Source organism: Bartonella sp. AP20NXHL, from assembly GCF_042196165.1.
Lineage (GTDB): Bacteria > Pseudomonadota > Alphaproteobacteria > Rhizobiales > Rhizobiaceae > Bartonella.
Genome location: NZ_JBHIPV010000001.1, coordinates 253,429 through 268,919, shown reverse-complemented (window position 1 = coordinate 268,919; position 15,491 = coordinate 253,429). Strand labels below are relative to the sequence as shown.

At 35.6% G+C, this 15,491-nt stretch carries 11 protein-coding genes and 1 tRNA gene; 6 read left to right on the top strand and 6 right to left on the bottom strand.

The window, feature by feature from the left end; all coding sequences use genetic code 11:
- Positions 1-106: 106 nt before the first annotated feature.
- The 5 genes from ACFILL_RS00975 to ACFILL_RS00955 form a co-directional block, all read right to left on the bottom strand.
- Positions 107-1,036 (bottom strand): prephenate/arogenate dehydrogenase family protein, encoded by a 930-nt coding sequence (locus tag ACFILL_RS00975; RefSeq protein WP_375618338.1) that lies wholly within the window; start codon positions 1,034-1,036, stop codon positions 107-109.
- Positions 1,037-2,992: 1,956 nt separating this feature from the next.
- Positions 2,993-4,033, bottom strand: a complete 1,041-nt coding sequence (holA, locus tag ACFILL_RS00970; protein ID WP_375643043.1) for a DNA polymerase III subunit delta — start codon at positions 4,031-4,033, stop codon at positions 2,993-2,995.
- A gap of 4 nt (positions 4,034-4,037) precedes the next feature.
- Positions 4,038-4,832: an ABC transporter ATP-binding protein gene (locus ACFILL_RS00965; RefSeq protein ID WP_375637313.1), complete on the bottom strand. Its 795-nt coding sequence runs from the start codon at positions 4,830-4,832 to the stop codon at positions 4,038-4,040.
- Positions 4,825-5,721 (bottom strand): ABC transporter permease, encoded by an 897-nt coding sequence (locus ACFILL_RS00960; protein WP_273790095.1) that lies wholly within the window; start codon positions 5,719-5,721, stop codon positions 4,825-4,827. The genes ACFILL_RS00965 and ACFILL_RS00960 overlap by 8 nt, the downstream gene beginning before the upstream one ends.
- Before the next feature lie 64 nt (positions 5,722-5,785).
- Complete coding sequence (locus ACFILL_RS00955; protein ID WP_375643041.1) at positions 5,786-6,763, bottom strand: ABC transporter substrate-binding protein; 978 nt, start codon at positions 6,761-6,763, stop codon at positions 5,786-5,788.
- Between the two features lie 186 nt (positions 6,764-6,949).
- On the opposite strand from ACFILL_RS00955, the gene ACFILL_RS00950 reads away from it, so the two are divergent.
- From ACFILL_RS00950 to ACFILL_RS00940, 3 genes are all read left to right on the top strand, one after another.
- A tRNA-Gly gene (locus ACFILL_RS00950) sits at positions 6,950-7,024 on the top strand.
- Positions 7,025-7,299: 275 nt separating this feature from the next.
- A complete protein-coding gene (locus ACFILL_RS00945) occupies positions 7,300-7,815 on the top strand; it encodes a hypothetical protein (RefSeq protein ID WP_375643040.1) in 516 nt (171 codons plus the stop codon).
- Positions 7,816-7,831: 16 nt separating this feature from the next.
- A complete protein-coding gene (locus ACFILL_RS00940) occupies positions 7,832-8,113 on the top strand; it encodes a GNAT family N-acetyltransferase (protein ID WP_375630669.1) in 282 nt (93 codons plus the stop codon).
- Between the two features lie 1,939 nt (positions 8,114-10,052).
- Here the strand turns inward: ACFILL_RS00940 and thiD are convergent.
- Complete coding sequence (thiD, locus tag ACFILL_RS00935; protein ID WP_375637303.1) at positions 10,053-10,907, bottom strand: bifunctional hydroxymethylpyrimidine kinase/phosphomethylpyrimidine kinase; 855 nt, start codon at positions 10,905-10,907, stop codon at positions 10,053-10,055.
- A 128-nt stretch (positions 10,908-11,035) separates the two neighbouring features.
- Here thiD and ACFILL_RS00930 point away from each other — a divergent pair, with 128 nt between their 5' ends.
- From ACFILL_RS00930 to ACFILL_RS00920, 3 genes are all read left to right on the top strand, one after another.
- Positions 11,036-11,842, top strand: coding sequence for a 1-acyl-sn-glycerol-3-phosphate acyltransferase (locus tag ACFILL_RS00930; protein WP_273790137.1), 807 nt, complete (start codon positions 11,036-11,038; stop codon positions 11,840-11,842).
- A 693-nt stretch (positions 11,843-12,535) separates the two neighbouring features.
- A complete protein-coding gene (locus ACFILL_RS00925) occupies positions 12,536-13,633 on the top strand; it encodes a D-alanyl-D-alanine carboxypeptidase family protein (protein ID WP_375630665.1) in 1,098 nt (365 codons plus the stop codon).
- Between the two features lie 406 nt (positions 13,634-14,039).
- On the top strand, positions 14,040-15,101 hold the full coding sequence (locus ACFILL_RS00920; protein ID WP_375643038.1) for a CobW family GTP-binding protein: 1,062 nt from the start codon (positions 14,040-14,042) through the stop codon (positions 15,099-15,101).
- Positions 15,102-15,491 lie beyond the last annotated feature (390 nt).

Below are 15,491 nucleotides of genomic sequence, written 5' to 3'. Positions count from 1 at the left end.
CAATCGCCCCTCCTTTTTATTGCAATCTATGACTGAATAAAGAAAAAACTTCTTATCGATTTCTAGAAAAAACCAACGAAATTCAACAAAACCCCCTTGCTTTTATTCACCCTTTTTTAGAAACACTCTGACGTCCAAAATCAGGAGCATCAATTTCCTGTCCAGCATCAATAATATTGCGACGTACAGCACGCGTACGTGTAAAAAAGTTAAACAGTGTCTCACCATCTCCTAAATGAATTGCCCGTTCTAAAAAAGCAAGCCCCTCACTAAAACGGCTCAACATTTCTAAAATAGCATCCTTATTATGCAAACAAATATCTCGCCACATAACGGGATCAGAAGATGCTAAACGCGTAAAATCACGAAAACCGGAAGCGGAATAAGCAATCACTTCCGAATTTGTTACTTTTTCTAAATCACTCGCTGTCCCAACAGTATTATACGCAATCAAATGGGGTAAATGTGAAACAATAGCCAAAACAAGATCATGATGCTTAGGTTCCATCTTTTCGACACGCGCACCACAAGCTTCCCAAAACGCTGTTAATTGTGCGACAGCAGCAGCATCGCTATCCGCAAAAGGCGTTAAAATACACCAACGATTCATAAATAAATCAGCAAAACCAGCATCCGGTCCTGAATATTCCGTTCCAGCAATTGGATGCCCTGGAATAAAATGAACCGTTTTTGGCAATAAAGGTGCCATTTCCGCAATAACCAACGCTTTCGTAGAACCAACATCACTCACAATCGCTCCAAGTTTTAAATGATCACGAATAGTTTTTGCCACTTCTGCACTAGCCCCAACAGGAACAGAAAGTATAACCAAATCTGCTCCTTCAACTGCTTTTGCATTATCTGTCGTATAAAAATCCCCAAGCTCCAATTCACGCGCTCTTTTCAGGGTTTCTGGACGACGTGTTGCAATAGAAATCTGAGCCGCAAGATTTTTCTTTTTAATCACTCTTGCTAAAGAAGACCCAATCAGACCGATCCCAATGAGTGCTATTTTTTCAAACTGAATATGGAGCATCTTTCACCTTCAAAGATTCTTTGCAAATGGCAATAAAGACAATTGTAAAATCATAATTTTCTTGTTTGTTTGTTCAAGAGTTATGCGTAAAACATTAAAAAATGACAACTAGGGAATAAAGAATAACGCAGCTTACCAATTATCACCTGCGCAAGCTGACAACAGATCAATTTACCTAGAAAACACATAAAAAATAAATGACGAGAAATCTAACATCACGCTCTAAAACTCCCTCTTAATTACTGATCAAAGCGCATCACCGAAACAAAATAAAATGCACTCTCAATTAGGATAACAACGACTCTACATAAATCCCATCAGTTTACTTTATCTTACTAATTTACTCACAAAAAAACACATCAAAAGCGTAAGCAGACACTAACTCTTCTCCAATTATCCCGATACGTTCATTAATTTGTACATTAGACCTATATAAAAACGTATTACGACTCCACCTACAACATCAACATAAGTTTCGCGAATATTGAAAACACCGTAAAACAACGCATACCAAAAGATACCATTAAAAACATTTTCCTCTCCCGATTCCGGATACCATAAATCAAATAAATATGAGAAAAACACGCCCTCTCAATAAAGAAAAAGTTTGGATAACAAAAACACTGAACATCCCTTTAATGGAATCACACCCCTCGCGTAAAATAGAACGCCCTAAATAGAATAGATTTGGATTACAAATTCATGCGTTTGTTTTAAAAAGGCATCTCGCTCCCCAGCCTATCTCACGACAATGTTCGTAAATGTTATAACTATAAATCCATTAAGCACGACCCTCTTTACACTTAATAAAACACTATTATTATATTTTCCTACCCCCAATGTTGCAAAAAACCTTGGAATTTGAGAGCATTCATAAGAGGCATTTTTAGTGCTTTCTTGCACAGTTTTTATCCACACGCCCCCACTTATGACGTGTAAAAGACATTGTTCTGATTGATTCAATATAAAAAATAATAAATTATTAATAATAAACAATGGCTAGCTTTGTTTATGAGACACATTCATTGCTAAGATAATCATCTCTGTATCAAACATAAAAGTTTCCCCATAGGTGCTGTCGTTTTCATCATAATCTATTTTGACCTTCTCCTCATCCCACGAAGATTCTTAATTCATACAGATCTGCACACCGTTCATTTTCTTGTCTAAAAGATTCCTCTGGCTCACTATTTTATGTGATTCAATTAATCTATAGTATATTGATTTATAAAAATAATAATTTTTTTCAATTTGAATCATAACTTCGAATACTGTAAAATTCTTCCATCACAAACCCTCTTATCAATTAAAATCTCTTTTCTACACGTCACAAGAAGACATGTGAGAAAAAATGATGAAAAACGCTTTCTAATGCTAAAAACTGTAGCAACATTAGAGGCTAGCAAAGTATATAATGAGTGTCGACTTGCACTTTTATTAAGCGTAAAGATAGAGTTGCTCTATGGGTTTTATATTCTTCACAAGGAACTTTACTTCTACACCATTCATAAACACCGCCTCGAAATAGATATGACGCGCATTAAAAAATATTTCTAAGAAAGCGTATGAATCTACCATACAAGTGTCTTCTGTTGTTTGAGATACTCTGTTTTACATGGGGGTGTTACTCCATTAAGACTCTATGAACCAACCTAATATTCACCAAATACCCACACAAAAAAACATCGAATACATAAAATTTGATATGAGCCTCGTATCACTACTCTAAAAAACAGTACTTTACGATACAACAAAATAATAAAACTGTTTCAAAATGGCCTTTTGAAAATAAACTATTTCTTTTGAAGAAAAATTTCTATCAAGCTTTCAAGCTCCTAAAATGCATCCTCAAAAATACAAGTTCCACCAACCTCTACTTGATAGCATAACAGTTTTAATTGCTGAAAATGCCTCTGTGGTATACCAAAAATAAAAAATCATTATATTTCTAGGCTGTTAAGCTGCCATCTGGCGTCGTGCAATAATTGTAAGCCCTAACAAAACTTGACGAATGATAGCTTCGCCCAAAAGTGGATTTTTACGACTGTCTAAAACAGCACTCTGAATTCTTTCCATTGCATAAGAAATTTGTTCTAACTTCCAATATTTTAAAGCTTGTTCAACGATCTTTTTCCGTTGAAAAAAAATGGGAGGACGAGCTTCAGAAACCACCGTAAAAGGCGATTTTCCTTCAACCTCTACCTGATAACGCAATAGCTGTAATTGCTGAAAATGCCTTTGAGCTGTACTCAAAATTAAAAAAAGTGCCCCATGCACTGCTGCATGTCGGTTAAAATGCGCTTCAAAGCCTGATATATCGCCCAATAAAAGAGCATCAATGACTTCATCTTGAGAAAGAGCACTGACATCGCTTACAACAGCTTTCACATCTTCAAGAGTAACGTGAGCATTTGCAGCGTAAAGACAAAGCTTTTCTAATTCACCTCGTGATACAAGGCGATCCGCCCCTAAACATTCATGCAACCATCTACGTGCATCTAAAGAAAGAGTCTTCTTAAACTGCCTTAAAACCTCATCAATCAAACCGTCAAGAGAACGCATATCATCGGCAAAACAGGGCAAAGCCATCGCTTTTGATGCCGTTTCAACAGCATTGCGCAACCCTGTTCCTTTTTTTAAATCCCCTGATTCAATGAGTATAAAACAAGCTTCTGGTGGCTTCTCAATTAAAAGTTTTAAGGCAGCAAGAAAACCTTTTTGATTAGCCGCATTAGAGATCCATATCAAACGATCTCCCCCAAAAAGCGATAACGTACGCGCTTCATTTTCCAAACGCGCAGGATCTTTATCAATTTCAGCAGCATCCAAACGAATTGTCGAAAATGGATCTTCTATTGCTACCTGTGTAAGTTTTGCAAAACATTGTGCACGCTCACAAACAAGACCACGATCTGGCCCATAAATGAGAACAATAGGAAAAGCACGTGAAAAACGCGTTAAAAACTGATCAACTTCATGTGCTTTTTTCTGAGCCACATTATTAATCCATTAACAGTTCATCATCATCAAGAACTTCCCCGCGAACTTTCTGAAACATGCCAATTAAATCATTGACATTCAAGCCCTTACGCTCTTCATGACAGACATCCAAAATCACTTTTCCACTATGCAACATCAAGGTGCGATCGCCATAATCAAGAGCCTGACGCATAGAATGAGTCACCATGATAGTCGTTAATTTTTTCTCTTCAACGATTTTTTCAGTCAACCGCATCACAAAATCAGCCATTCCAGGATCAAGTGCTGAGGTATGTTCATCAAGCAATAAAACATCCGCATGTGCTAACGTTGCCATCACAAGACAAACTGCTTGGCGTTGCCCACCTGATAAACTATCCATAGGATTATGAATATATGCTTCAAGACCAATGCCTAATTGAGCAATTTTCTCTCGAAAAAATTGCCGTTTCTCATAATTTAAAGCCGCACGCAAACCACGACGACTTCCTCGAAGAGCAGCAAGAGCCAAATTTTCTTCAATTGTTAAAGAACCACAACTTCCCTCTAACGAATCTTGAAAAACACAAGCAATTTTTCCAGCGCGTTCACTGACTGATTGCCTAGAAACATTTTGTCCATTGATAACCACTTTCCCTGTTGAAGGAAGCGTTGCACCCGCTAAAACACTGAGCAAAGTTGATTTACCAGCACCATTTGAACCAATAACCGTAACAAAACTACCCTGATCAATTTTCAGGTTAATATCAATTAAAGCCTGTTTTTCCAAAGGTGTTTGCGGTTTAAATGTGACCCCAACATGAAAAAATTCAATCACGTTTACGCCTCCTCCAATAGCGTGGCACAATAAGGGTTAAAATAACCAACAGTGAAGTAATCAACTGAAGATCTGTCGACGTATCAATACCAATTCCATTTGCTTCAAATGCAAATTGCACCGCCACACGATAAAGCACAGACCCTACAATACAGCTGATTATAATCCAAAAAATATTGCGCGTACGAAAGAGAGTTTCACCGATAATCACGGCTGCCAATCCAAAAACAATTGTTCCAATTCCACCGGTAATATCTGTTGCAATCGCAGTTTGAATATAAAGAGAACCACCAAGTGCCACACACGCATTGGAAAGCCCCATTCCAAAATATATCAATGCTGATGTATGAACACCTTGCGCCGTCGCCATGCGTGGATTAGCTCCCATTGCACGCATAGCAAGACCAATTTCACTTTCCAAAAAGCGCCAAATCAAAAACGCCATAACGAGCAACACAATACCAACGAAAAGAGGACGCACAAAAATATCAGACAAACCAAACAGATTATAAAAGGGCGTTAACGCAGTATCAGCAAGAGCTAAATTAACATTAGACCCTCCCATAATTCCCATAATACGAAGATTAACCGTATAAAGTGCCGACATTGTTAAAATAGAAGCTAAAAGATTCAAAATGCCAAAACGCAAATTCAACATAGCCGTTAATAAACCAGCCACCATACCTGCACAAAAAGCACATGCCATAGCTGTCCATGCATTGAAACCCAAGAGAATCAAAACACCACAGACACAGGAACCAAGAAGAAACGATCCATCAACTGTTAAATCAGGAAAATCTAAAACCCGAAATGAAAGATAAACCCCTATAGCAACAAACGCATAAATAAGGCCTAATTCCACAGCACCAGAAAACGCAAATATATTCATGTAAAAACAATCTCCATGAAAACTTAACGTATTTTTATAGGATCAACACTTTGATCAATAAAAGTTATTGAATCACTTTTGTTGCACGGTCAATAACTGCCTGCGGAATAACAATCCCTGCTTTTTGGGCTGCTTTCAAATCAATTCGAATGTTATTATTAGCTGCCTGTACAACATCAATATCACCAGGTTTTTCACCCTTTAGAATACGCACGACCAATTTTCCAGCATCAACCCCTACATCATAGAAATTCACACCTTGCGTCATAAAAGGCCCGCGCCCGATAGTATTAGCATCAACAGTAAATACAGGCATATTGGCTTCCTCTGAGACCTTTATTGCACCTTCTAAAACAGATAAAATCGTATTATCAGCAGGAACAAAAATAATATCGACCTTACCGATTAAAGCGCGTGTTGCTGCCTGCACATCTGAAGGCTTTGGTGCCGATGAGGGAATAATTTCAATTCCAGCTTTTTTTGCTACATCCTTTAACGTTTTAAGTGTCGAAACAGAATTTGCCTCAGAAGCATTATAAAGATAACCAATTTTTTTCAAATCTGGTTTTACTTCTTGTAAAAGTCTAACACTTTCTGCAACATCTATACGATCAGAACTCCCCGTCATATTACCGCCAGGTTTGGTAAGTGAAGAAACGATTTTAGCTCCGATAGGATCAGAAATCGCTGCAAAGACGATAGGAATTGTTTTTGTTGCCGCAAGCATCGTTTGTGCTGAAGGCGTGGTAATTGCTACAATAACATCTGGTTTATCACCAACAAATTTACGTGCAATTTGCGTTGCTGTTGAAATATTACCCTGCGCTGATAAAAAGGTAAGTTGAAAATTTTCACCTTGCTTATAACCATTTGCTGCAAGCACATCTTCTACACCTTTACGAACAGCATCCGCAGCAGGATGAACCATAATTTGCGTTATTGCAACTTTAACGTGTTTAACTTGGTCATCGGCCTTTGCAACACTGTTCATCATAAAAACAGTTGCAATGATAATCCCTAATATATTTATTCTCTTCAACATTATATTCCACCCCTCTCCATGCAAAAATTAAAAAAGGAATAATTTATTACTGAAGAATTTTCTAAAATCAATCTTTATTTCATTTTATTTAAACATGGACAAAATAAATCAAACTAAAATGATATTTTTTTGTTGCAATTCGTAGAAGCCTACGCCATACAGACAAGACATATATCGAATCGGTAAGCGGGTGTAGCTCAGGGGTAGAGCACAACCTTGCCAAGGTTGGGGTCGTGGGTTCGAATCCCATCGCCCGCTCCATTGAATTTTGTATTTATTCGTTCTTGTGTGGAGTTATAGCTTGTCATCGGTTGTTGTAGCTGTATGTATCTTGCCAGCAGGTTTTGTATATTTTTCCACTCGGTTTTGTATCAATTTACTTTTTTCAAAGTTTTTCTAAGATTCGTAATTTCTTGTGAAGCATCTATTGGATTGGGGCTTAGATCTAAGATAATAATTTTTAACTTAGACGGATTTTTTTACAGCCCCCGTATAAAAGATTAATTAGAAATGATGAACAATAACAAGAAAAACAAATGTTAAACAAATCAAAAATTGACTTATCATTAGAGAATAATTTTTGTTCAAAAGTACATTTTTTACCAAAATTGTGCCCTAAAATGAAGGTTGTTGATTTTTCAAATGGCGTATCTTCTATTAATTCAACATTTGCTTCAGATACATTCAATATTATCTCTGCTAAAAATTTACAAGAAACTATACCTGTAGAGCAGGCAAAATCTATAATCGCTTCCTTTAATGCGCAGAAACTACCTTTAGCTTGGTGGGGTGGACCTCATTCGTCTCATTATAAAGTGAATGAAGTTCTCTTATCTATTGGCTTAGAGCATGTTAAAATAGAGGTAGGCATGGCAGCTTTAGCGCAAAATATAGACTCACATGTTACTTCTATGCCGGATAACTTCAAAATCAAGGAAGTTGAATCACTTCAAGATTTTAGAGATTATGGAAATGTTATGGCATCAGTCTTCGAGCCTTTTGATGAAGAAGCAGTTATATTTTATGAAACAATAGGCCGTTGTTATAAATAAAGACTCTGATGTAGAGATGTTCGTTGGTTATATAAATAATAATCCTGTAGCAATATGTTTTTGTATTAAAGCAGATGGAGTTGGTGGAGTGTATGATATTGTCACCAATCCAGATTTTCAGAAAAGAGGTGTTGGGTCATTCATGACAAAAATTGCTATTGAGCATTTAAAAAGAAAGAAATGTCATGTTATTGGTATGCAAGCCTCTCACGAGGGAATTGGCATTTATAAAAAATTGGGCTTTACAAACTTTGGTGAATTTAAAATTTATTCCAATAAACACATGATCATTGAGTGATGAATTCTTTTTTGCTCATCAACTAAAAGAATTTATTATTTTCAGCAGAGCTCAAATATGATCAAGCAATCGATACAACCAAGGAAGCTTGGCCAATTCCCTTTACTACTGATAGTGAAAAGCTAAAATCATTACAAATATAATTGTTTTAAATGACTCACTCAAATTTTCTTATTTTCTTACTTTGTCTTAAATAAAGATATCTATCACAAATCTAAGTTGAATAAGTGTAAATTTTTTATATGATCAATAATCTACTGTTTGTTACTGATAATTATGAAGAACTCGAAAGCAAATATTTAGAACGACAGTTGCATCATAGTTTGTTAGATGGTTAGTCTGTTAGTTAATTAATAGAAAAAATTTTCGCTTTATAAAATAACCAAAGGAGCTTAAAAAAACTTTCAAAGATCATTTAAAGGTCCTTTATGTGTATTGTTTCTTTTTTATATCACAGTTGATGATGAGAAATCTCTCACGCTAATTGTATTATTTTTACACGAAATAAACTATTTTCACCTATTATGTAGAGTGAATTAAGTTTTTGGGATTTCTGGCACATCATTTGAAAGACAAAAGAAATTTTCCCTTGTACTTGTGCAAACAGCGTGGACATCATTTGGTAATCCTCTTGCTTGAACAAATTCTTATCCAGAATAATCTTCAACACAAAAATAAATTAATAACTTGATTTATAAAGATAATTTATCATTATTCATATTGAGCAAGCGTCTCAAATATCATAGGACTATCTCATTTCAAATCTCTATACATTAAAATCACTCACAATCATCTGCTCACGCATAACAGGCAAAATTGACGTATCGATAAAATTCACTTGAAGAAAGGAATAAAAACTCTTCTTCTGAACGCTCTGAAATACCAAAGATTATCGCAACATTGGGAGCTAAAATAGTATAGGGGGAGGACCCCTTTCACCTTGAAAACGTAAAAATGGGAAGCATAATAGTTTTATACACTTCATAGAGGCTTTAGACCATTCACGAACATTATTATAAAATGGATGTTACACACCTTGAGAGAAATCTCTTTAAAATAAACATGTGAATTAACAATATAAGTGCATTCTATTTTACATGAGGAACATAACTTTAATCAAGATAAGGTAACATAAGGTGTTGAAACCGTCATAGCGCACAATAAAATCAGACCATTTTAAATGTTTAATGGTAACATCTGCTAAACAACATAATAAAAATTCAATTTTGAAAAGATTAAACCATACGCTACAGGTCTATTGAAACTCCGATTGTACGATCGACTATCTTCTCGCTAAAATTTAATCACTATAAATATAAAAACCTTAAAACCCGCTCTAAATGCGTGAAAGTTTCTAGATCTTGCTGTATTAAATATTGAAACTCCTCATGGCTACTCATCTGAAACGCCAATAATTCCATAAAGCAGTTCCATAAAAAGGATAATGACGTTGTAATATCCGAAAAAAATTTACCACATCACCTGAAAGATCATTGATAATTCCATCAGAAAGTATCAATTTCTATTTAGAAAACCCTATCCATGCCGACAAAAAACTCTGTAAATGTTAGATATCTTCAATAATTTTGATAACGATTTTGGCTCATCCTGTTTTGCCACCAATATAAGAAACAGCAAATATAGTGGGATCAGCCAGCTTTAATATTGGTCTTTCCCTCTATCCTTTTTTCTATCAAATCCTGATTTTACAATTCCTTTCTCTCTCTTTTTTTATACTCAAAATTGCCTCTGAAACAGGATAGATTAATCGTAAAAAATATATAAAAGAAACAAATTATAACATTTTTTTCTCATCCTTCTTAATACAAAATAACTGTTAAGCTACAATGCGCTAACACTTATCAGTCATAAGTCCAAAACAGCATATAATGACGAAACAAATTCATAAAGTGAAGATTTTTCACTATCAATCGTTGTATTAATCTTTCCATAATGCATAAAAGTGATGAAGCGGCCCTCGCCCTTTCCCTACTTTTAAAGCATCTGAGGCAGTTAAAGCGCCATGCAAATAATCTTTTGCTTGTTTAACAGCGCAATCCAAAGGTTGGGTAGGTAACAGAGCTGCAATGGCAGCAGAAATGGTACACCCTGTCCCATGATCATGAGTGGTTGAAAGACGAGAGGCTTCAAGTATAACAAGGTTTTCACAATCACAATAAAGATCTGGACTAGAACAATCGTAATTTTCTGTACTATTTCTGGTAAGCGTATTCAAATGTCCCCCTTTTAACAAAACTGCACGACACCCTAGCGCCAAGAGTCGTGGAGCATATTGATACATAGTCTCTAAAGACCATTGCACTTCACATCCCAATAACAATGCAGCTTCAGGCAAATTTGGCGTGATCAAAGTTGACATCGGCACAAGAACATCACGCATAATTTCAATTGCATCAGACTTTAAAAGAACATCACCACTTTTTGCAACCATAACCGGATCAAAAACAATGAAACGCGCTTTATGATAAGCAAGACGTTCTGCAATAACCTGTGCAATCTGAGCATTTGCAACCATACCAATTTTAACGGCATCAACATGGATATCCTCAAAAACAGAATCAATTTGATCTGCAACAAAAGAAGCATCTAATGCCTGAAAAGAACGCACACCCTGAGTATTTTGTGCAACAACAGCTGTAACCACACTCATACCATAAGTTTTCATAGCTGAAAAAACCTTCAAATCCGCCTGCATTCCAGCGCCACCAGAAGGATCTGTTCCCGCAATAGATAAAATCCGTGGAATAAAAAGTTTATCTTTTTGTAATTCCATCAACCTCTTTCCTTCTGTTTTTAAATATCGGAAAATGAGTTACCGAAAAATAGATGCTTGAAAAAATATAAAGAAGATGTTTTCTCATGTGAATTATATTATATACGAAGTCTTCTTATAGATATAAAATGGAAAATGTAGTGCTTATCCTTCGTTCTATTCTTTTTACGTTCGCTTTTTATACAACAACTTTCATACAAATGATTCTTTACGCTCCCGTTTATTTTTTAATGCCCCGCAAAAAGGCATGGATTGTCCCTAAAACATGGGCGCGCGTTACTCTCTTTTTGCAAAAATACATCGCAGGCACAAGTTATGAGATTGAAGGTTTAGAAAATCTTCCCAAAGGACCCTACATCATTGCTCCAAAGCATCAATCGGCTTGGGAAACTTTCAGTCTTGTTCCCTATTTTGATGATCCCACTCTCATTTTAAAACGTGAATTGATGTGGATTCCATTGTTTGGCTGGTATATGGCAAAAACGCAAATTATCCCCATTAACCGCACAACACCCATCAAAGCCTTAAAAATGATTATACAAAAAGCAAAAGAGAAAGTAAAACAAGGGCGCCAAATCTTGATTTTTCCCGAAGGAACACGCCGACAACCCGGTCAAGAACCAGATTATAAGTCAGGAATTGTCGCGCTCTATAATGAATTAGGACTTCAAGTTGTTCCTATTGCACATAATGCGGGTTTATATTGGCCACGCAATAATTTTCGCCGCTATCCTGGAACAATTCGTGTCCGTATTCTTCCCCCGATAGAGGCTGGTTTAAGCAAACGTGATTTTCTAGATCAACTTGTCCAAAAAACTGAAAAAGCGTGTGATGAACTGCTTCTCTTAGCAGCTCAAGATCCTACCCCTCCTCCTATGCCACCATACGCTGTTCAGAAACTTCAAAAACTAAATCATCATGAAACAATGCACTGATTGATAAGAATAATGCATCACTTTGTATATTGAGCGGAGTATAGGAAACAAAAATATAAGAAAGATACTTCAAACTTTCTAATTCAAAATTATAAAACACATGTACATGATAAGAAATAATCAATGTGTAAATTTTTTTGAAAAAGAATTCTTCCTCTCTTTAAAATCATTTAAATAACATACACATCATTGATTTATAAGGATATTTTAGCGTTATTCAACTTGAATGAGAACCCTGAATACCGTAAGATTTTCTCATTTCAAATATACTCTAGGTTGAATCAATTAGAATTATTTTCTTGCACATTACAAACGGGGATATCTCGTGTGAATAAAACGATACAAGAAAAGATTAAAATACTTTTTACGAACCGTCTCAAATACCAAGGGCTGTCCTAATAGGAAAGCAAGAAAAATGTATGATTATGCAGATTCGTTCCTTCCTAAGAAACATCAATCCCCCAAGAATCTGAAATCTTGTACAATCTTCATTATTTAAAAAGTATTTCTTGAGATACTTAAGTCATCAAACCAAATTCAAGGGGAAAATAAAAATGAGTGTTGTTTTTTATCCCACATACACAACGGATACAGCAATTAACCATCTTTCCTCCCTATCCTAGACTTAAAAGCTTTGTGTGCTACATTAAAACAATTCTAAATAACGAATAAGAGGGAACTAGATTTAAATTAATGCAACGTCTCTTCTATAATTTATTTTTTTCTGTGATTTTGAGTTTATCCAGCGCTGTTGCTCTAGCGCAGCCTTTTATTTCTGTTGATGTTACAACGAGGCGTATCTTAAAACATAATCAAGCTTTTGAGCGTTGGTATCCTGCTTCCTTGACAAAATTAATGACCGCTTATGTTATTTTTCGTGCCATGAGCCGAGGGGAAGTTTCACCAAACAAACATATCACCATCAGCGAATACGCCGCAAAAGCTCCCTCATATCGTTCAGGCTATAAAGCTGGTTCTGTACTCACACTTGATACAGCCTTAAGTATTACCATGGTTAAATCTACCAATGATTTAGCCATTGCCATGAGTGAAGCTATTGCGGGTTCACAGAAAGATTTTGTACGTAAAATGAATAGCGAAGCTAAACGTTTAGGCATGTTTGGCACCCATTTTGCGAACGCAAGTGGTTTACCAGATCCTCAAAACTACTCCACGGCACGCGATATTGCTCTTTTAGCCGTTCAAATACGTCGAGAATTTCCACAATATGCTCATTATTTTTCTATTCCAGCCATTGATTTTGGTAATAATCGAAAAATCCAACATAACTCAAACAACCTCATTGGCCGTTTTTATGGGATAGACGGTATGAAAACAGGCTTTATTTGTGCCTCTGGTTTTAATCTTGTTGCCTCAGCCACCCGCAATAAACGTACAATTATTGCTGTCATTCTAGGTGCTAACAACATAAGTGAAAGAGAAGAAAAAGCTGCACAACTTCTTGAAACAGGATTTTTGCACCAAGGAAACCCCCAATTAACACTAGCAACATTAAAACCTTATGGGAGCAACATAACACAAGCCAACAATATGAGACAACAAACATGCACACCTGAAGCCATAAAAATGCATGCAAATTCATATGATGATCAAGGAAATATTATTCTCACCTCACCTTTTATCACTGCTCCACCTTCTTTTTCTCATCCTTTATCAGTACATCTCATTCGTACGCCACAAACACCTAAAATGACAGTAAAACCACTAAGAAAACCCTATATTCCGTATAAAAGGCACGCAAACCATTCTATAAAAAGTCATAAATCATAATCTAAAATTAATTATAATACTTTGATTTATAATGATAATTAATTATTTTGTACCTTATGTCAGAACCACAAGTATTGTAAGATTCTCTCATTTCAAATCTGTATTTGTTGAAGCAATAAAAACCAGTTTCTTGCCACCACAAGGTGGATGAACATGTAGATAAAATAATTAAAACAAAGAATAAAAATTCTTCCTATAAGTCCTTTCAAGAACTAAGAATTATCGTAACATTGACGCTAAAAAGTGTATGATATACCCACGTGCACCTACCTTTATAAGCGTAAAGATAGTGGTACAATGGATTTCATGGGGGATTAACCATTATATCCCTCACGGACACCATTATAAATTGGTTAGACATACTGAGATATATTTTTTAAAAACAAAACTATGATTGATGATTAACATGAAAATAAAGCGCATCCCCCTCACGCTTATTACAGGTTTTTTAGGCTCTGGCAAAACAACTTTGCTCAACCGTATGCTACAAGACCCTCTTTTAACAGAATGTGCTGTTATCATCAATGAATTCGGCGAAATCAGTATTGACCACCTTCTGGTTGAAAAAACGACAGAAGGAATTATTGAGCTTGCCAATGGCTGCTTATGCTGCAATTTACGCAGTGATCTCATCGACACATTAATTGATTTAATAAATCGCGTTCAGACAGGACAGATCAAACAACTCCATCATATTATCATTGAAACCACAGGGATGGCTGATCCCGCCCCTATTTTACAAATACTTTTAAGCCACCCGTTGTTTATTCAAACATTGTCCATAAATGCTGTTCTTGCAACATTTGATACATTAAGCCCGCTTTCCATATGTGAGCGCTATCCTGAAATATATAAACAATTAATATTTGCTGATAAAATCATTCTCACCAAAACAGATCTTAGAGACCCACAAACGCTTTCAGATACACTCCTTAGCACACTTAAAACAATGAATCCTACAGCACAAATCATTGACGCCCATTCTGAAGATTTCTGTTCAAATCTATTAATAAATAACACATTATGGGCTGAAAAAGTAGAAAATACAAAACTTAAACAAAATCTTACGACTACCCCGCATGATCATACCCCCCATAAAACCATTCGTACCTTTTCACTAAACTGTGAGGGTCCTGTTGATTACGGCACAATTGAAGCCTTTTTAGATCTCCTACAAGAGCGTTATGGTACAAAATTATTACGTATTAAAGCAATTATCGCATTGCGTGATGACCCTTATCGCCCACTCGTATTACATGGCGTACAAACATTTTTTCACCCTCCCATAAGATTGCCAGCATGGCCAAAAGGAATAAAACAAACACGTTTCGTCATCATTGCCGATGGTGTTGAAAAAGAAGCTATACAAAAACTCCTCAATGCTTTTTTTAATAAACCAGCAATAGATACTGCAGACAAAACAGCTCTCTTAGAAAATCCTCTGGTCATTCCAGGAATAAAATTTTAATTTTTTCTCCTCTTCAATGATATAGCATTAAATTCATTGACACCACCATCTTTATGTTTTTAAAGGAGCAAACCGGCACATCATTACACACTTTGCTAATTCCCAATGTTAAAACAAAAAGCTTTTGGCACTTGAAACAGTTTGTAAAAAGCATTTTAGTCTTTCTTGTACAATTTCACCCACGCAGCAATCCTCGCTTGTAATGTGCAAGCAAATGGTTTTAATTTATTCAACATGCAACAGCTTTGAAATGTGGAATCTTACGGTATTCAGGGTTCTAATTTAACTTGAATAACACTAAATTATCTTTATAATCAAAATGTTATAAATTTATAAAAAACTTTCATAAATATTTCTATTCAAGTTTATTAACATAATGGAATAAAAAAT